The organism is Proteus sp. Marseille-Q3619 (assembly GCF_965283115.1).
Window position 1 is genome coordinate 133,067 of sequence record NZ_CBDIMP010000001.1, and the last position, 19,781, is coordinate 152,847.

Genomic DNA, 19,781 nt, shown 5'->3' on the forward strand with positions numbered 1-19,781 from the left:
ATGTTTGAACTCTCAAATATTCAAATGGATCGCGGTGGACGCACTATTCTATCAATACCCTCACTGCGTATTTCAGATTCAGGATTAACCATTGTGCTTGGCCATAATGGCTCAGGTAAATCGACACTCGTCAGTTTGTTATCGGGTCAGCAAATCCCTGATAGTGGATGTCTCACACTAAATAACCGTAATATCTCACAATATAAGCCTCGTGATTTGGCTAAACAAATCGCGTTTCTTCCCCAAAAACTTCCCGCGTCTGCTGGATTAACTGTCAGAGAATTAGTGTGTTTAGGACGCTTTCCTTGGCGTGGAACATTAGGCCGTTGGAATAAAAAAGATGATGAAATTATCACAATGGCGATGGAAAAAGCGGGAGTACTTCCTTTCGCTGACACGCTTGCAGATGATTTATCAGGTGGTGAGCGTCAACGGGCTTGGGTTGCAATGTTACTCGCTCAACAATCACCGATCTTGATATTAGATGAACCAACCTCGGCATTAGACATACATCATCAATACCAATTAATGGAATTGTTGAGTGAGTTAAATCAAACTCAGCACGTTGGTATTATTGTTATTTTGCATGATCTTAACCTTGCCTTGCGTTATGCCACTCATATCATCGCACTTAAAAAAGGGAAAATTGCGTTTGAAGGTGAGGTCTCATTACTTTTTGATGATGAGCGACTCTCCTCGCTTTATGAAACACCCATTAAGCTGATTGAACACCCTGATAATAAAGGCTCACAACAACATAAAGTGGCGGTGGTATGCGTGTAATATTACAAACAATAGTTAATTTACTGTCCTTTTGTTTAGTTATTTTATTAATTACCCCCACAGTAAATGCGGCGCAACATAATAATGAAAAGGCTTCTAACACACCGCAACGCATTATTGTTTTAGACTGGGATTTACTTGAACAAATATTAACACTTGAAGTGAACCCCGTAGGGGCAACTGAAATTGCAGGTTATAACCAATGGGTTGCTCACCCTATTGCACCGAATTCTATTGAAGAAGTTGGTATGCGAGCAGAGCCTAATTTAGAAAAAATAGCGACGTTAAAACCTGACCTTATTTTAGCATCAAGCTCACAACAAGATTTATTACCTGTATTAGAAACCATTGCTCCTGTGGTTTATTTACCTAATTTTTCTCGCCAAGATAATGCGGCACAAGTCGCTCTGGCGCATTTTAATACCCTTGCTTCGCTTTTGGGAAAAGAAGCTCTCGCACAACAAAAGTTAGCTGAAATGGACGCTACTTTTGCGCAATTTAAAGCAAAGTTACAGCAGGCATTTATCACATTACCTGAAGTAGAAGTGATCCGTTTTTCTACGCTCACCTCCATCTTTTTATATACTGAAAATTCAACAACCGAATATGTGATAAATAAGCTGGGGCTGAAATCGGCAATATCATTACCGCCACAACCTTGGGGTATTGATCAACGAAGAATGAATGTATTGCAACAGATTAAACATGGTTATGTCCTTTATATGTTGCCTTTTCCTGATGAAAGTAAACTGCAAAAATCAGTATTATGGAAAGCCATGCCATTTGTGCAAAATGGGCATTTTCATTCAGTCAAACCTGTCTGGAATTATGGAGGAATGACATCATTGACATTAATGGCGCAAGCCATTACTGAAAGCTTATTAGATATGGCACCTAGTAATGAAAATTAAGCAACCTACTTTCTATTTTTTGGTAATTATCTTATTAAGCATTACCAACTTACAAATTGATAATTCTCTTTCTTTATCTCATCAATTGTATTTATTGGCTAATTCAGCCACAACAATTCCTTTTGCTGATGTTTTTTTCTTGCATGCACAATTACCACGTTTAGCTATGACCGTTGTTATTGGCGGGTTATTTGGTGTTGTTGGCAGTTTAATGCAGCAATTAACGCAAAATAATTTAACTTCCCCTTTAACCTTAGGAACTTCATCAGGTGCTTGGCTAGCCTTAGTGATCGTTAATATTTGGTTCACTGGCTGGGTTACAGATTACAGTGCAGTAGCTGCAACAATTGGCGCTTTATTAGCCTTTTCTCTGGTGATTATTATTGCAGGTATTCGCAATATGACCGGCTTACCTTTAGTTGTTTCAGGTATGGTGGTCAATATTTTATTAGGCGCTATTGCAACGGCATTAGTGACATTAAACTCACAATTTGCTCAAAATATATTCATGTGGGGAGCTGGTGATTTAGCACAAGATGGCTGGGATAAAGTTTATTGGTTATTACCACGAATAACACCTGTTTTACTTATTTTTATCTTTGCACCTCGTATTCTCACTTTATTACGTTTAGGGCATGAAGGTGCGGCGGCTCGTGGGCTTTCTGTTTTACCTGCATTTGCCTTTTTTATTATATTAAGTACTTGGTTAGTTTCTGTTTCTATTACGGCTGTTGGTGTAATTAGTTTTATCGGATTACTTGCACCTAATATAGTTAGAACATTAGGATCTAGAACGGCTAGCCAAGAACTCATTGCAAGTGGATTAATGGGAATATGTTTGCTGTTAATTACCGATAGTCTTGCGATATGGGTTGGTCAGTGGCTCAATACAGTTATTCCTAGTGGTGTTACGGCAGCGGCTATTGGGGCGCCAGCATTAATTTGGTTTAGTCGTAAGAAAATGCGAGCTCAAGATCAGCTTTCTATTTCAATTATTTCTCAAACTAAAAGAATATCGAATTATACGGTCATAGGAATAACGGCATTATTAATACTTGGATTAGCGCTTACCCTGTTTATTCATATTAATGAGCGCCAATGGCTATGGGAAATACCTTCCGTTTATCAATGGGCTTTGCGTTTTCCTCGTCTATTAACAGCACTCTTTGCTGGTGTTGCACTGGCTATTGCTGGCGTTATTTTACAACGTTTAATTTATAACCCGTTAGCCAGCCCAGATATTTTAGGTGTTTCATCAGGTGCAACCTTCGCTTTGGTATTTTCTAGCTTAATTCTGGGAAGCACTTTACAAACATCACAATGGGGAACTGCGTTATTAGGAAGCGGCGTTGTTATGATTATCTTATTAGTGTTGGGTAAAAGGCACCAATATGCCCCTGCCAGTTTAATCTTAACGGGTATTGCATTAACTGCGAGTTTAGAGGCTTTTATTCAGTTTTTCTTAGCGAAAGGTTCGTTAAGTAGCTATAAAATATTATTGTGGTTATCAGGCTCGACTTATCGTGTAACAGGGCAACAAGCTATTTATTTTGCATTAGCTATCATCTTTATTGTGGGCGTTGTTTTATTACTCACTCGATGGTTGGCATTAATATCAATTGGTCGAAACTTTGCTTTAGCGCGAGGATTACATACAGCGCAAGCAAGTATTATTTTACTGATTATTGTTTCTCTGTTATGTGCATTAGTTACGTCAACCGTTGGCCCTATCGCCTTTATTGGCTTAGTCGCCCCTCATATGGCGGTATTAATTGGCGCTCAAAAAATAAAATCACAATTAATTCTTTCGGGATTAATCGGTGCGACTTTAATGGTTTGGGCTGATTGGCTTGGGCAAGTATTGATTTATCCTGCACAAATTGCCGCAGGAACTTTAGTAGCGATTTTAGGTGGTAGCTATTTCCTTTGTTTAATGCTGTTAAATCGTAGTCGCTGATCGAAAAAAGCCTAAGATATCAACATTAATCTTGCTGATATTCTTAGGCTTTAATTATTATTGATTGTGCTTAAATCTTACTGTTGTGATTATTAATACCAATAGGCTACTCATTATTATTAATATTTATTAAATTTTAGGTACTATTGATTAATTAGATTTTATTGTGAGCTGTTCGTCTTTATAAATAAATATTTAAATATATACTCAAGATTCGTTTTTAATATAAGGAAATTTAATATGGCACAGTATTATTATACTGGAAATTTGCAACAAGCATCGAATTCATCAGATTTTGATGTTGAGTTCAAAACATCATCATTTGTTGAATATTCAGGTATTTATAGATGTAAAACATGCGGTTATGAAATAGCACTAAATGCACATGAGGGGAAAGTTCCTCCTCATCAAAGTAATTCACATTGTAATAATAATATATTTAAACTATTAGTTAAAACAAATAATTAAAGTTGTTTAGAATAGGGATATTGAAAATAATCCCTATTCTATGATTTTATTTTAGTAATTGAGTAAATTGCTGATATAGCATATTACCTAATGTTTTTGCGGTATATTCTTCGCTATGACCTAAATTATCAACAGCAGCATGCATACCATGATAAATCAATGTACTGGTTAATTCCGGTTGTGTAACATGCCAAGTTTTATTTTCTGTACCTGAAATTAACAGCGTTTGAATTTGCTGTAATGCTCTATTTTCATGAATATTGCTGCTTTGATGAAATACTTGATGAAAAAGCATGTCGTGTAATTTTTGTTTCTCAACATAAGCAATAACGCTGATTTCACACCACTGTTTTAATTTCTCACGATGATCTTGTTGTGAGCAGGCATCCATGGCGTTATCTATTTTATTTAAATACCAATCCATATAACGTGTTCTGAGCGCATCAAGAACGTCTGTTTTGGCAGAAAAATAGTGATAATACGTTCCTTTTGCTACCCCTGCTTTTTTTACAATATCGCTAACGGTTGTGGCATCAAAACCTTTATCAAGAAATAACGCTTCTGCCGCATTCATTAACTCTTCTAAACGAACCTCTGCGGGTTTTGTTCTTGGTTTATCAGTTATTTGTTCTTCTAATGACATTGCTTATCTCCCTCAAAGTCGCTTGTAAAGAGTACTCTATATTAAAGCGAGTCACAATGATGACAAATGAAACTCATTATCAATATAAATTGACCGACGGTCGGTCGAGTATTATTATGCCATTATTATTCATCATTAAGGCAATAAAGCTTATGACTTATTTAAAACGACTGTCACTTATCTGTGCCATTTGTTTAGGTACTTTTATGGCAACTCTCGATATTAGTATCGTGAATGTAGCTCTGCCAACTATTCAAAATGATATACATGCTGATATGGCAACCTTGCAGTGGATTGTTGATGCTTATGCGCTTTGTTTGTCAGCCTGTATTTTGTCATCAGGTCCTTTGAGCGATCGCTTTGGGCGAAAAAAGGTATGGCTATGGGGCGTGATTATTTTCACGTTAGGTTCAGTAATTTGTGCGATTGCACCGCAACATGAAATATTAATTCTTGGACGTATTATTCAAGGCATTGCCGCGGCTGCACTTATTCCGGGTGCATTGTCTTTAATTACTCATGCTTTTCCTATTGATATTGAACGGGTTCGCATTATCGGTATTTGGTCTTCAGTCAGTGCATTATCGTTAATTATTGGTCCTATTTTAGGGGGTGTTTTAGTTCATGCTAGTGGTTGGGCGAGCATATTTCTTATTAATATTCCTATTGGCATTATTACCGTTTTATTAGGTTGGTATGGATTAAGTGAAAGTGCTGATCCTGATAATGTTGCTTTAGATCCCTTTGGTCAATTAACCAGTATGTTGGGATTAGGATCACTGACTTATGGTTTGATTGAAGCTGGCTCTGTGGGCTGGTCACATTATAGAACAGTATCAACACTGATTGTGGGGATTATATTTCTTGCCCTTTTCTTAATGATAGAAAAACGTGTGGAGCGTCCTTTATTACCACTGGCTTTATTTAAAGATCGCACGTTCTTTCAATATAACCTTTCTTCTTTTACCTTGGGTTTTGCTACATACAGTAATGTATTTTTTATCGCATTCTTTTTGCAAAAAGCACAAGGTTGGAGTGCATTAGAAGCGGGTTGGAGAATGGCACCAGAATTTATTGCAATGGCACTATTTTCTATGTCTTTTGGACGGTTATCTTCTTATTTCTCTGTTAGAAAACTTATGATCTGTGGTTTCTTATTAATCGCTATTTCTTCTTGTTTATTAGCGACATTAGCAACAAATAGCCACTATGGAATAACAGGAAGCTATCTGTTTGTATTAGGTGCTGGAATGGGATTAGCAACACCCGCAATAGGTGCTTTAGTGATGAAAAGTGTGTCACCATCTCGCTCTGGTATGGCGTCTGCAACCATGAATGCATTAAGACAAACAGGTATGACAATGGGAATTGCTTTATTAGGTACATTGATGGTGCAACAAGCAATTCATTATATGGTGATCCAAAGCCAAGTATTGGGAATATCTGTAAATTATATCGATATTGTTAGTTTGGTGACTGAAAATACGACAAATGGTTTAGACAAAGGGTTTATCACTTTGTTACCAGAGGCATTTAATTCGGGGTTTGCTTATGCAATTGCGACTGCGGGGATCTCATGTTTTGTGACTTTATTTATTGTGCTCTTTCCTGTTAAAGCAAAACATAAGGCACTTACTCAACAAACCACAGATTAATGTTTATAAACGCTGAGATAAAAATTCTAGAAAAGACTCTATATTACGTGAGAGTGTGCTACGAGTTGCATATATTGCCACTAAGTTAATCGTTGCGGGTTGTTGAGGAAACTCGATAGCTCGTAACTTCCCTTCTTTAATCATATCAAGGCAGCAATGCTCAGCTAAAATAGCAAATCCCAATCCTTTTAATACTGCTGATTTTGCTAATATGGCACTGTTTACTCGATAATTACTATTAATGGTTACTCTGATTGGCTTTTTATCTTCATCCTGACCCGTCCTGAATAAGGTTGACACTTTTCCAATCTGAAATTGGAGAGTGTAATGAAACCAATCACTAAACGAACTCAACGCGATTATTCTCTCGCTTTTAAATTACAGCTTGTTGACCAAGTTGAAAAAGGCGAAATAACCTATAAACAAGCCCAAGATCGCTATGGTATACAAGGATGCTCTACTGTTTTAGTTTGGCTTCGTAAGCATGGTAGGTTAGATTGGTCAAACGGTACCCCTGATACTTTTTATAGAGGTTCAGCTATGACCCAATCTTCTGAACAACAAACGCCGGAACAACGCATTAAGATCCTTGAAAAGGAACTTGAAGAGGCTCGGCTTAAATCCGATTTCTTCGAAGCAGTGGTTAAAGTCATGGATAGAGACTTTGGAGTTCGTTTGTCAAAAAAGCGCAAAGCCGAGTTATTAAAGAAAAAACGGTTAAAAACCTCACCGTAACAATTGCTTGCCGTTTTATGCAGATCAGCCGACAGGCTTATTACAAGAGACTGGATAGAACTGAGGAACGAAAGAAAGCCGATTCGGCCATCATTGATGTTGTTAAATCTGAACGAGTCTTACAACCTCGACTGGGTGGGCGTAAATTACATTTTATTTTAAAGCAAAAACAGATGGTTATTGGTCGTGATCGGCTATTTTCTTTATTGAAGGAACATCAGTTACTGGTGCCTAATAAACGGGCTTATCATCGAACAACCTTAAGCCATCATCGTTTTTATCGGCATCCAAATTTAATTAAGTCAGGGTTTATCCCCACACAACCAGAACAGCTTTGGGTAGCAGATATTACCTATTTATCGACGTATGAAGGTGATACTTATTTAAGTTTAATTACGGATGCGTATTCACGAAAAATCGTGGGATATCATTTAGATAACAATATGAAAACAAGTTCAGTGAAGAAATCGTTGGTTCAGGCGTTAAAAAAACGGACTTCGACAACTTCGTTAATCCATCATTCAGATCGAGGGATACAGTATTGTTCTTCGGAATATCAGGAGATACATAAAGAGCATAATATTCAATGTTCTATGACTGATGGGTATGATTGTTATCAAAATGCCTTAGCAGAACGAATTAATGGAATATTAAAAATGGAGTATCTACTGATAAAACCGAGTAATCTGGAACAAGCAAGAAAATTAGTAGAAGAATCAATCCAACTCTATAATGAAAAACGGCCACACTTATCGTTAAACTATAAAACGCCCGATGAAGTACATCGAGCGTTTTATGCCTGAAAAGTTGTCAACCTATATCAGGACTAGTCATCCATAAATATCCAAGGTTGCCCTTCTAGTGCGCTTAAGCTAGAAATACAAGGCATTTTGCTTAATTGTTCAATATGTGTGGGTATTCCTGTTTTTTCTAATAATTCATTAGATGCCACAACAATACTGCGCCATGATTTAATTAAGCGTGAGTGATAGCTACTATCCGCTAAATTTCCACGATGAAAAGTTAACAGTAAATCAATATCATCATCGATGATATTTCTTGGCATTAGTTGGGTATCACATTGAATAAGTAAATTAGGATGAAGTGCAGCAAAATCAGCCAAAATATCACCAAGTAGCTCACTGCCATATTCACTCGGAATAGTTAAACGGAAAGTACCCGTTAATGGTCCATCACTAGTGATATTGCTTACAACATTATCTAATTCAGTTAAGGTTTTTATTCCTTGCTGATAGAGTATTTTGCCTTGTTCAGTAAGGCGCATTTTTCGAGTTGTTCTATCAATAAGTTTACAATTGAGTTGCTGTTCAAGCTGTTTAATTGCACGACTGATATTTGAGGTAGGCATAGATAATAGCCGAGCTGCTGCTGCAAATTGCCCTTGCTCTGCTACGGCAGAAAAAATACGTAATAAATTAAGATCGATTTGCATAAATAATTCACTGCCTACTGTATTTCTATTACTCAATATAGGCAGTGTATCATTCATTTTCTTTTCACTCGTTAATAATTAACAGTAACCATGAGACATGAGTTTTTGATAGCGTTTATCTAAAAGTTCTTCGGTTGAATAGCTTTTTAATAAGGCTAAGTCAGTTAATAACTGTTGTTTAAGAAATTCGGCAGCTTGTTGATGATCTCGATGAGCTCCACCTAATGGCTCTGGAATAATGGCGTCGATAATACCTAATGATTGTAATTTAGGTGCTGTCATTCCCATGGTTTCTGCCGCAATTGGCGCTTTATCAGAACTTTTCCACAGAATAGATGCACAGCCTTCTGGTGAAATTGCCGCATAAGTACTGTATTGCAGCATATTAACTTTATCACCAACACCAATAGCTAGCGCACCTCCAGAAAATCCTTCACCAGTAATAGTGCAAATAATAGGTGTTTTTAATCGTGACATTTCAAGAATATTACGTGCGATAGCTTCAGCTTGTCCGCGCTCTTCAGCACCAACACCAGGGTACGCTCCCGCAGAATCAATAAAAATAATTACGGGTAGATGAAAGCGCTCCGCCATTTTCATTAAACGTAATGCTTTTCTATAACCTTCTGGTGATGGCATACCAAAATTGCGAAGAATTTTCTCTTTTGTATCACGCCCTTTTTGCTGCCCAATCACCATGACTGGCATTTTGTCTAAACGCGCTAAACCCGCAACAATCGCTTTATCATCGGCATAAGCTCTATCACCCGCCAACTCCTGAAAATCAGTAAAAACCGCTTTAATATAGTCAAGGGTATATGGACGCATTGGGTGACGAGCGAGTTGCACAATTTCCCAAGCACCTAAATCAGTAAAAATAGATTTTGTCAGCGAAAGGCTTTTTTGCCTTAAACGTGCGATTTCTTCATCTAAATTAATACCTGTTGGTTCATCTTGAGATTGCTTAAAGGTGAGCAATGCATCAATTTTTTCGTCTAATTCAACAATAGGTTTTTCAAATTCAAGATGAATAAAAGACATAACGACCTCAGATTTAATGCAGTAAATAAAACAATGATTGGCTCAGTTTAGAAAAAATAACAATGTGTTAATAGATTGGAATTTGATAAACACTATTATCAAAAATGGGATAATTGAACATTACAACAAGATCAGCAAGAAAAAAGATAAGATCAAAAAGAGCTTTTTTTCTGACTTTAAGCTATACAGTGATTACTAAGTTATGTATTAATATACAGTGCGAATTTGTTCTTTTTTTCACCCGTAAAAAATCGTACGAATTATAAAACACTCCATAAAATACAAATAATTAGAATAAAGATAATATGTTTTCAAAAAAAACACGCTCAACAGCTGCACTGCTATTTTCATCACTTCTTCTTACAATAGGAAGAGGTGCAACATTACCGTTTATGGCTATCTATTTGTCGCGGGAGTATCAATTACCCGTCGATGATATTGGTATTGCCATGTCTATTGCATTAACAACGGGGATTTTCTTCAGCCTTGGCTTTGGCATGCTTGCTGATAAATTTGAGAAAAAACGTTATATGATCCTTGCAATTCTAACGTTTATTTTTGGATTTGCTGCAATCCCTCTTGTTCATAGCACTATTTTAGTCGTTATCTTTTTCTCTGTGATTAACTGCTCTTATTTAGTGTTTTCAACCGTATTAAAAGCGTATTTTGCCGAAACCTTATCGGTTTCAGCAAAACCTAAAATATTCTCTCTAAACTATACCTTTATCAATATGGGATGGACGGTGGGCCCCCCTATTGGCACCTTATTATTAATGTATGGAACACAATTACCTTTCTGGCTTGCGGCTATTTCGGCAACATTTCCACTATTTATGATCCAAGTTTTTGTTCAACGCTCAAAAGCGGTGAATACAGATGAAGAAAATAGTGTGAAATGGGATCCGAAAATAATGCTAAAAGATAGAGCATTAAGTTGGTTTGTGCTCTCAACTTTTTTCGGTACATTAACGTTTGGCTCTTTTGCCTCATGTATTTCGCAATATATTTTAGTGGTTTACGATGCAAAATTAGCAGAGTCCGTTATCGCCGTGGTATTACCTGTAAACGCTGCCATTGTAGTCTCTTTGCAATATATTGTGGGTAAACATGTTACCGCAGAAAGGCTACGTAAATTAATGACATTAGGTACGTTATTTTTTATGACAGGCTTACTTGGCTTTATGTTTGCCGGTGACAATTTAATCTTTTGGGCACTAGCTATCGCTGTGTTTACCTTTGGTGAATTAATTTATGCACCAGGCGAGTATATGATGATTGATAACATTGCACCGTTAGGAATGAAAGCAAGTTATTTCTCTGCTCAGTCACTCGGTTGGTTAGGTGCGGCGCTTAATCCACTTGCCAGTGGTTTTATTTTAACTGAATTTCCACCCGCCTCTTTATTCGCTATTTTAATGGTGGTTTCTGCATTGGCTTGGTTTTGTATGATCCAAGGTATGAATGCCAGCCGAAATAAAATGATATCTGTTTAATATATTGGGTATTAATAAAATCATAACCACCCATCTTACGAGTGGTTATGATTTTTAGCCGAGCAGGATTTATAGTTTATTCAGTCGCTGACTTTATGCTTTTTTCTGCCAATAGATTAAGTAAAGCATATTTCTTCTCAATATTACGTTGTGCTTGATTCGCTAATGCCATTGCTTTATCAGGATAGATTTTAAATAGTCGACTAAAACGTTGCTCTTTATTTAACACCGCAGAAGCGACTTGGTTAGGAGCTCTTGAATCTAACATTAACGGATTTTTGCCCTCTTGTTCACGGCGAGGATCAAATCGATAGAGAGGCCAGAAGCCTGATGCAGTCAGTTGCTTCATTTGTTCATAGCTAAAGGCCAAGTCATAACCATGCTCTTCACAAGGACTATAAGCAATAATCAGTGAAGGTCCTTGATAGGCCTCCGCTTCTTGAATGGCTTTAATAGTTTGGTTCATTTGAGCACCAATAGCGATTTGAGCAACATAAATGTTGCCATACATCATCATGGTGATACCCAAATCTTTGCGAGCTTTGTTTTTTCCATCCTCACCAAATTTAGTAATAGCGCCCATTGGAGTTGCTTTAGATTGTTGTCCACCAGTATTGGAATAACATTGTGTATCTAACACCAGTACATTAACGTTTTCACCGCTACTCAATACATGATCAAGTCCGCCAAAACCAATATCATAAGCCCAACCGTCACCGCCAACCATCCATACAGACTTTTGCATTAAATAGTGCGCATCATGAAGTAACTCTTTGGCTAGTGGATCACTACTGTGACCTAATAAGGTGGATAGCTCATTAATTCCATTGCGTTTATCCTGATTAGAATTATTCGTATCAGTCAACGTTTGATAAAGCGAAGCGGGTATTTCTGTCGCAAATCGATTTAATAAGCGCTCAACACGTTTTTTATGCTGATCTAAGGTGAGACGAAAACCTAGACCAAATTCGGCATTATCTTCAAACAAAGAGTTAGCCCAAGCGGGACCTCTACCTTCTCTGTTTGTGGTATAGGGTGTGGTTGGGAGATTACCACCGTAAATAGATGAACACCCTGTGGCATTTGCAATTAATAATTCATCGCCATAAAGCTGAGTTAATAATTTAATATAGGCGGTTTCACCACAGCCAGAACATGCACCTGAATATTCAAATAGTGGCGTAATTAATTGTGATGTTCTGATATCTATTTTTTCTAATTCAGAAGGATGTAAATCAGGTAATTGATTGAAGAAATTGAAGTTTTGTTTTTCTTGTTCTAATACACCAAGCTTTTCAATCATATTGATCGCCCTGATGTTTGGATCTTGTCTGTCTTTGGCTGGGCAAACTTCATAGCATAAGTTACAGCCAGTACAATCTTCAGGTGCAACTTGTAGAATATAGTCTAACCCTTTCATTTCACGAGATTTTACAGGAAGTTTTTCAAGGGTTATTGGCGCATTTTCTAACAGGCTAGGCTTGGTCACTTTTGCGCGAATGGCAGCATGAGGACAAGCGGCAACGCAATAATTGCACTGTGTACATAATGACGGTTTCCAGACAGGAATAAATTCAGCAATATTACGTTTTTCCCATTGTGTTGTGCCAGTTGGCCATGTGCCATCAGGTGGAAATGCCGAAACAGGTAAACTATCACCAAGCCCTGCTATCATCATGGCTGTGACTGTTTTGACAAAATCAGGTGCATTATCAGCAACAATCGGGGATTTATAAGGGCTTTCGGTTAATACAGCTCCCACAGGAATGCGCTCTAACGCAGACAATGTTTGTGAAATCGCCATTAAGTTCGCATTAACCAATGCTTCGCCTTTATTTTGATAACTTTTAATAATTGTCTGATGCAGATAATCATTTATCTTTTCGGCAGGGAAAAGTGATGTTAAGTGGAAAAATGCTGTTTGCATTATGGTATTAATTCGTGCGCCTAATTGGCACCCACGCGCAATCTTATAAGCATTAATAACATAGATGCGCGCTTCTTTTTCAATAAGTAGCGCTTGAACTTCTTGAGGTAATTTAGCCCAAACGGTTGTCGCTGAATAAGGGGTATTTAATAGAAGTGTGCCCCCTACTTTTAATTTCTCAACAATTTGGTATTTATCAATAAACTGCCATTGGTGACAACCAATAAAATCAGCCTGTTTAATGAGGTAAGTTGAGTTAATCGGCGTTTGACTGATCCTTAAATGAGAAACAGTTAATCCACCTGCTTTTTTTGAGTCATAAACAAAATAGCCTTGGGCATATAACGGTGTGTTGTTACCAATAATATTAATATTATTCTTAGTCGCAGAAACAGAACCATCACTACCTAATCCATAAAAGAGTGCGCTAATTTTATGATGTTCAGGTAATTTGGCATCCATAGGCATAATTGATAAATGTGTTACATCATCATAGATACCAACAGTGAACCGACGTTTAGGTTTAGATTGCTGTAATTCTTTAAACACAGCCATAACACAATCTGGATCGAATTCTTTTGAAGATAATCCATAACGACCAGAAATAGTCAGAGGCAATATTTCACGTTCACCTTGATGATAGGCTTCGGCAAATGCCGTAATAACATCAAGATAGAGAGGTTCAGCCTGTGCGCCTGGCTCTTTAGTTCTATCAAGAACAGCAATAGACTCAACTGAATTTGGAATAGCATCAAGAAAATGACGCGCCGAAAATGGGCGATAAAGGTGTACGCAAAGTAAGCCGAGTTTCTCGCCTTGCGTATTGAGCATATCAATAACTTCTTTACAAGGACCTGCGGCTGAACCCATTAGAACAATAATTCGTGTAGCTTGAGGATGTCCATAGTATTCAAATGGCTGATAAATACGCCCAGTCACTTTGGCAAATAAATTCATTGCCTCTTCAACATGTTGATAACCACTGTTATACCAAGGATTCGAGGCTTCTCTAGCTTGAAAATAAGTATCAGGATTGGCGGAAGTTCCTCTTATCACAGGCGATTCTGGCGATAATGCACGTTGCCGATGAGCTTCAATCGCAGAGTATGGAATAAGCTGTTTGAGTTCATCATCAGAAATAGACATTATTTTATTCATTTCATGTGATGTTCTAAATCCATCAAAAAAATGAACAAATGGAATACGGCTATTGAGCGTTGCTATCTGCGCTATCACCGCAAAGTCTTGCGCTTCTTGCACACTATTGGCACAAAGTAGCGCACAGCCCGTTTGTCGTATTGCCATTACATCCGAATGATCACCAAAAATAGACAACGCATGTGTTGCGACAGTACGTGCAGCGACATGTAATACAAAAGGCGTTAATTCCCCTGCTATTTTATAAAGTGATGGGATCATTAATAATAATCCCTGCGATGAGGTAAATGTGGTGGCTAACGCACCTGTTTGTAATGCACCATGAACCGTTGCTATCGCACCGCCTTCGGATTGCATTTCCATTAATCGAGGTATATCCCCCCAAAGATTGGGCTGGTGAGCAACTGCCCAACGATCAGCATATTCTGCCATCGTCGAGCTAGGTGTTATGGGATAAATAGCAATAACTTCATTTAAGCGATAAGCGATAGAAGCAACAGCTTGGTTAGCATCTGTTGTGATATAAGGGTGCAGTTTATGACTCACAATAATTACCTTTGTTGTTGATCTTTTTTCTTATGCTTTTGAAATTAGCAGAAATTAATTACAAGGAATTATCGTATTTGTGGCTCAAGAGCGATTTATTTGCCAATTAGATGATTTTAGTCAACATTGACAAATAAATAAAATTGTTATTTAACAATGAATTAAATAATAGTTATATCTTTATAAGATTATTTCGATGTTCTTTTTAGTATGGTTTCAATGCTAATAGGGAAAAAATCGTTGACATCAACACCAACATTAATTGCATTTTTTCCTAAAATATCTAAACGTTTACGTTGAATTGGATCTTTTTGTGAATTGTGTACATGACCATATAAGTGAATTGAATCACGAAAAAAACCAGCCCATTCCAATATAGGATAATGAAACATCACAATTTTTCGTTTTTTATAATCCAATTCAAAGTAATCTTTTACCCATTCAAATGCAGATGCATCAAATTCTGGATCGCCTAGAAACTTGTCATGATTTCCACGGATAAGGTACTTTTTACCTTTTAATCGGCGCAAGATTTGATTGGCATCTCGCCCTGTTCCTCGATAAAGAAAATCACCTAAAATGTAGATTTCATCATTATCGGAGACGTAAGCGTTCCAATTATGAATTAAAGTATCATTCATATGGCTAACACTATTGAATGGACGATCACAAAGATTGAGGATATTTGAATGGCAAAAATGTGTATCAGAAGTAAAATAAATCATAGTAAATTCTTAATAAGTAATAAAAATCTTAACCTAAAGAAAATAGTTTCCCTCGGTCTGTATAGTGATATTTTTTCAACATAATTGCCTCCTTTAGTTAAAATAGAACAATAAATACAATATCATTAGTTTTATTGTCGTTGGTGTTGTTTACGGTAACCAGATAAAGAATTACCCGTTTCTCTTTTAAAGTATCGGCATAAATAAGAGGGATCATCAAAATGGAGCTTCACTGATAATTCATTTACCGACAGCGAAGTGTGCATTAATAACGCCTTTATTTCAAGGATAACTTGACGATTAATCAAAGTCTTAGGCGCATCATTAAAGAATTGCTTTGTTATTTGAGATAAATAGAACGGTGTAATGTTAAGCTGATTTGCATAAAAAGCCACCTCTCTATGTGCTAAACAATGCTTGCCAATCAATTCCCAAAACTGCCAACAGAGCTTTTCTTTACGAGTAAATTCTTTTTTGGCGATAGAGAAATGAGCGGGTATTGATTCAGTAATAGCAAAAAATAGATTTTGTAAGTGGTTTTTTAACATTAATTTTCTGTGTTCAGAATAACTGTTATCTATATGTATTAGTTGTTGAATCCATCTATTTAAGGCTTCATATTGTTCTTTATGTGGGTGGCAAATAGGGTTGTCATGGAGAAAAGCAAATAAAGTATTAGAAAGAGAATAAGCAATTTCTGAAGCAAAAGATTTATCGAGAAAACAATAGAATAAGCGAAAATTCGCTGATTTTTGACTCAAAACTGCCATCATATCATCGCCTAAGATAAGAATATCATTCGCTTTGATCACCTGTTTTTGAAAACTAATATTGATTACCGCCCTCCCTTCTAAGCAAATCATGACTACGATATAGGATAATGGTAAAGGATAACCTATTTCATTCATCATATTACTTTCACCCATAATGGCATATTGCGGTGAAGTATTAAGTTGTGACAATACTTGGTTCAGCATAAATCCATTACCTCTTTTGCTCCTGACTTAACCCACTTTATGTTTTTATATTTGACGATATTGAATGTAATAACAAGTATCCCCTCTCATTTAGTTGTCAAAAGTACCGATTTTACCTCTTTTATGACATTCGGTTTTTTAGTTGTTTTCTTTAGAATACATACATCTTAAAGACGTAAGATAATTTGCAGAATATTTAAAAACTAAGAGAAGTTATTGAAATGAAAATATTAAAAACAGAGAGACTTATATTACGACCATGGAAACTTTCTGATGCGTCAAGTTTGTATCAATATGCAAAAGATGAACGCGTTGGCCCAATTGCAGGTTGGCCAGTGCATAGAAGTGTTGAAGAAAGTGCCGAAATTATTCGCACTATATTTATGCGTGATGATGTTTATGCCGTTACGTTAATTGATGATGATCTTGTCATCGGCTTAGTTGGATTATCTTTCGCAAATGAGAGTAATTTCCCGATTGGGGATAATGATGCTGAAGTTTCTTATTGGATTGGTGTTCCATTTTGGGGCAAAGGTTTAATACCAGAAGCCGTAAAAGAAATCAGTCGGTATAGCTTTGAAACACTGGAATTAGATAATTTATGGTGTGGCTATTTCGCTGATAATGAGAAATCACAAAAAGCACAAGAAAAATGTGGATTTAAATTTCATCACGTCATTGAAGAACAGTACGCAGAATTTTTAGATGAAGTGAAAATTGAAAATATTTGCCGCTTAACTAAAGATGAGTGGATTGAAATCCAAAAACAGGTCTATTAAAACAAAACACCAGAGTGTGAAATTCACATTATCTGGTGTTTTTTAATATTGACAGGGCAATTTAATTAAGCATTTGCTAATGCTTGGGATAAATCAGCAATTAAATCTTGTGGATTTTCTATCCCAATAGATAAACGAATAGTGGTGTCTTGAATGCCAATGCTATGTCGTAATGTTATTGGCACACCCGAATGCGTTGTTGAACCAGGATGACATGCTAGAGATTCCGTTCCCCCCAGACTTACTGCAAGTTTAAAAATTTTCATTGCATTAAGAAAACGGAAAGCTTCACTTTCTCCACCTAAAATATCAAATGAGAAAGTTGATCCCGCACCTGTACATTGTTTAGCAAAAACCTGGGCTTCAATAGAATTTTTATCAGCAAAAGGTAAATAATGAATTGTTTTTACTTTTTCATGATCACGCAGAAACTCTGCAACTAATAATGCATTCTGATTGGCTTTTTCCATTCTAATTTGTAACGTTTCTAAAGAACGGCCTAGCATCCAGCAAGAATGCGGATCCAGTTGTGTCCCTATTGCTCCTCTTAATAATCTGATTTGATTAATAAGTTCACGAGAGCCCATTGCGGCACCAGCGACTAGATCTGAATGCCCACCAACATATTTAGTTAAAGAATAGACTGAGATATCAGCACCTTGTTCTATTGGATGTTGATATACAGGGCCAAGTAATGTGTTATCACAGACAATAATAGGACGATAGCCTTGCGCTTTTTCTAATTGGTCAGCAACGTTTTTTAATGCTTCAATATCGACTAATGAATTAGTTGGGTTTGCAGGAGTTTCTGCAAAAATAACGGACACACGCCCTTTTTGACAGGCTTTATCTGCTTGTTCTTGAATAAGTGAACGGTTTAGCCCATCAGTAAATGGTGTGGCTTGGATCCCAAATTTAGCAAGTGTTTTGGCAATTAACGTTTCAGTTCCGCCATAAAGTGGCTGTGAATGTAAAATAACATCACCGGGCTGCGTTAATGCCATTAATGTTGTGGTAATTGCGGACATTCCTGATGAAAATAATACACAGGATTGCGTATTTTCATAAACCGCCAGTCTGTCTTCAACAATTTCACTATTAGGTTGATTAAAGCGAGAATAAACTAAACCGGCTTTTTCACCTTCTGGTAAAGGTTTTCTACCACTTACGGTATCAAAAAAAGCTTTACCCTCTTCAGCACTTTTAAAAATAAAGGTGGATGTTAAAAATACAGGTGGTTTAACTGAGCCTTCAGAGAGTAATGGATCATAGCCATAACTCATCATTAGTGTTTCTGGTGATAGTTTATGCTTGCCGATATATTGTTTTTTCAGTTGAGAGTCAGTCATTTTTTTATTTCTTATGTTTAATGAAGGATCTTTATCATACTGAAAAAAATTCATGTTGTTAGAATGTTTTATATAGAATAAAAACCAGTAGTTATATAAACATAACGCGTTTAAACATAAAAATAACGTTAAATAAAAGGTTCTATTTGTTGAGTGGTATTTAATCAAGGTAATTTGACTAGATAAAAGTTGATTATTCTAGTTAAAAAGAAGGAAAAAACAGTAGGATAAACTTAAAGATAAAAAGAATGAGCGCCTCTTTTTACCTTTAAGTTAAGGGTGGTTACCAAGCTCTTACCGCATCACCTTTATACATTTCTTTGAATTTTAACTCGATTTGTCTTGAATGCAGAACTGAAACCAGTTTTTTTATATTTTCATCATTTTTGTTATCTTCACGCGTAACAACAACATTAGCATAAGGTGAGTTTTTAGTTTCTAAGATCAGCCCATCACGAGTCGCAATGAGCCCAACTTGAGATGAAAAATTATTGTTGATTATAGCCATTGTGATATTTGGATCATTTAATGCTTCAGTCAGCTTAGGTGTGTCGACTTCAACAAAAGTGATTTCTTTTGCGTTATAGATAATGTCATCTACTGTTGGCGTGAAACCAACATCATCATTAAGAGTAATGAGATTGTTTTCTGCGAGTAATAAAAGGGCACGCCCTTTCATGCTGACTTCATTTGAAATTGCAACGACATCACCAGACTTTAATTCATTTATATCGCTAATTTTTTTAGAGTATGCGGCTAAAGGAAAGATATACGTTTTGCTGGCAATATGAAATTGGTAACCATGTTCTTTTATTTGAGCTTGAAGATAAGGAATTGATTGAAATACATTCGCATCAACTTCTTTATTGTTCAATGCCTTATTAGGCTGAACATAATCATTAAAAGCAACAATCTCAACATCTAACCCTTCAGTTAATTTCGCTAAACGAATTACTTCATCCCAAATCACTTGATCAGGCCCTGTATTAATTGCCACTTTTACTTTATGTGTATCTTCTTGTGAACAAGATACAGTAAATAGTGATATTGAGGCTAGAAGTAAACCTGTAATAATTTCCTTCATATCTCCCTCTTAAACAGACTTTGATAAAACAGCGCCATAAAAATCATTTTGATTAAGAAATATCCTAACAGTAGATTAATAACAAGGAACGAGAAAT

16 protein-coding genes and 1 pseudogene are annotated in these 19,781 nt (G+C 36.5%); 8 read left to right on the forward strand and 9 right to left on the reverse strand.

The window, feature by feature from the left end; all coding sequences use genetic code 11:
* The 4 genes from ACWPWK_RS00630 (at nucleotide 1) to ACWPWK_RS00645 (ending at nucleotide 4,119) form a co-directional block, all read left to right on the forward strand.
* Nucleotides 1–783, forward strand: coding sequence for an ABC transporter ATP-binding protein (locus ACWPWK_RS00630; protein WP_109374048.1), 783 nt, complete (start codon nucleotides 1–3; stop codon nucleotides 781–783).
* Complete coding sequence (locus tag ACWPWK_RS00635; protein ID WP_109374049.1) at nucleotides 774–1,694, forward strand: iron-siderophore ABC transporter substrate-binding protein; 921 nt, start codon at nucleotides 774–776, stop codon at nucleotides 1,692–1,694. Before ACWPWK_RS00630 ends, ACWPWK_RS00635 begins: the two co-directional genes overlap by 10 nt.
* Nucleotides 1,684–3,651, forward strand: coding sequence for a Fe(3+)-hydroxamate ABC transporter permease FhuB (gene fhuB, locus ACWPWK_RS00640; RefSeq protein ID WP_109374050.1), 1,968 nt, complete (start codon nucleotides 1,684–1,686; stop codon nucleotides 3,649–3,651). Before ACWPWK_RS00635 ends, fhuB begins: the two co-directional genes overlap by 11 nt.
* Before the next feature lie 240 nt (nucleotides 3,652–3,891).
* On the forward strand, nucleotides 3,892–4,119 hold the full coding sequence (locus ACWPWK_RS00645) for a hypothetical protein (RefSeq protein WP_109374051.1): 228 nt from the start codon (nucleotides 3,892–3,894) through the stop codon (nucleotides 4,117–4,119).
* Nucleotides 4,120–4,165: 46 nt separating this feature from the next.
* On the opposite strand, the gene ACWPWK_RS00650 is transcribed toward ACWPWK_RS00645, so the two are convergent.
* A complete protein-coding gene (locus ACWPWK_RS00650) occupies nucleotides 4,166–4,762 on the reverse strand; it encodes a TetR/AcrR family transcriptional regulator (RefSeq protein WP_109374052.1) in 597 nt (198 codons plus the stop codon).
* A gap of 152 nt (nucleotides 4,763–4,914) precedes the next feature.
* On the opposite strand from ACWPWK_RS00650, the gene ACWPWK_RS00655 reads away from it, so the two are divergent.
* Nucleotides 4,915–6,417 carry an MFS transporter gene (locus ACWPWK_RS00655; RefSeq protein WP_109374053.1) on the forward strand — a complete coding sequence of 501 codons (1,503 nt, stop codon included), beginning with the start codon at nucleotides 4,915–4,917 and terminating at the stop codon, nucleotides 6,415–6,417.
* A gap of 3 nt (nucleotides 6,418–6,420) precedes the next feature.
* Here ACWPWK_RS00655 and ACWPWK_RS00660 read toward each other — a convergent pair whose 3' ends face one another.
* Nucleotides 6,421–6,717 (reverse strand): substrate-binding domain-containing protein, encoded by a 297-nt coding sequence (locus ACWPWK_RS00660; RefSeq protein WP_244185079.1) that lies wholly within the window; start codon nucleotides 6,715–6,717, stop codon nucleotides 6,421–6,423.
* A 27-nt stretch (nucleotides 6,718–6,744) separates the two neighbouring features.
* On the opposite strand from ACWPWK_RS00660, the gene ACWPWK_RS00665 reads away from it, so the two are divergent.
* Nucleotides 6,745–7,955, forward strand: a protein-coding gene (locus ACWPWK_RS00665) for an IS3 family transposase (protein ID WP_454208151.1) whose coding sequence is annotated in 2 segments (ribosomal slippage) — nucleotides 6,745–7,087 and nucleotides 7,087–7,955 — 1,212 coding nt in all. Because the reading frame shifts where the segments join, the coding sequence is not laid out codon by codon here.
* 29 nt (nucleotides 7,956–7,984) lie between these two features.
* Here ACWPWK_RS00665 and ACWPWK_RS00670 read toward each other — a convergent pair.
* Nucleotides 7,985–8,605: pseudogene (locus ACWPWK_RS00670) on the reverse strand (LysR family transcriptional regulator); the annotation flags it as partial.
* Nucleotides 8,606–8,683: 78 nt separating this feature from the next.
* The gene (gene accA / locus ACWPWK_RS00675) at nucleotides 8,684–9,646 is read right to left on the reverse strand and encodes an acetyl-CoA carboxylase carboxyl transferase subunit alpha (RefSeq protein ID WP_100158242.1); all 963 of its coding nucleotides are present in this window, start codon (nucleotides 9,644–9,646) and stop codon (nucleotides 8,684–8,686) included.
* Nucleotides 9,647–9,951: 305 nt separating this feature from the next.
* Between accA and ydeE the strand changes: the two genes are divergently transcribed.
* On the forward strand, nucleotides 9,952–11,139 hold the full coding sequence (gene ydeE / locus ACWPWK_RS00680; RefSeq protein WP_109372338.1) for an efflux MFS transporter YdeE: 1,188 nt from the start codon (nucleotides 9,952–9,954) through the stop codon (nucleotides 11,137–11,139).
* A 76-nt stretch (nucleotides 11,140–11,215) separates the two neighbouring features.
* Here ydeE and nifJ read toward each other — a convergent pair whose 3' ends face one another.
* From nifJ to ACWPWK_RS00695, 3 genes are all read right to left on the reverse strand, one after another.
* Nucleotides 11,216–14,770 (reverse strand): pyruvate:ferredoxin (flavodoxin) oxidoreductase, encoded by a 3,555-nt coding sequence (nifJ, locus tag ACWPWK_RS00685; protein WP_109372337.1) that lies wholly within the window; start codon nucleotides 14,768–14,770, stop codon nucleotides 11,216–11,218.
* A 188-nt stretch (nucleotides 14,771–14,958) separates the two neighbouring features.
* Entirely contained in the window at nucleotides 14,959–15,495 is a 537-nt protein-coding gene (locus ACWPWK_RS00690; protein ID WP_109372336.1) for a metallophosphoesterase, read from the reverse strand.
* Between the two features lie 131 nt (nucleotides 15,496–15,626).
* Entirely contained in the window at nucleotides 15,627–16,472 is an 846-nt protein-coding gene (locus ACWPWK_RS00695; protein WP_109372335.1) for a helix-turn-helix domain-containing protein, read from the reverse strand.
* Between the two features lie 221 nt (nucleotides 16,473–16,693).
* Here ACWPWK_RS00695 and ACWPWK_RS00700 point away from each other — a divergent pair, with 221 nt between their 5' ends.
* Nucleotides 16,694–17,251, forward strand: coding sequence for a GNAT family N-acetyltransferase (locus ACWPWK_RS00700; RefSeq protein ID WP_109372334.1), 558 nt, complete (start codon nucleotides 16,694–16,696; stop codon nucleotides 17,249–17,251).
* 65 nt (nucleotides 17,252–17,316) lie between these two features.
* On the opposite strand, the gene ACWPWK_RS00705 is transcribed toward ACWPWK_RS00700, so the two are convergent.
* Together ACWPWK_RS00705 and ACWPWK_RS00710 are read right to left on the reverse strand one after the other, a co-directional pair.
* A complete protein-coding gene (locus ACWPWK_RS00705) occupies nucleotides 17,317–18,600 on the reverse strand; it encodes a cystathionine gamma-synthase family protein (RefSeq protein ID WP_109372333.1) in 1,284 nt (427 codons plus the stop codon).
* A gap of 283 nt (nucleotides 18,601–18,883) precedes the next feature.
* Nucleotides 18,884–19,684: a MetQ/NlpA family lipoprotein gene (locus tag ACWPWK_RS00710; protein ID WP_109372332.1), complete on the reverse strand. Its 801-nt coding sequence runs from the start codon at nucleotides 19,682–19,684 to the stop codon at nucleotides 18,884–18,886.
* Between the last annotated feature and the right edge of the window lie 97 nt (nucleotides 19,685–19,781).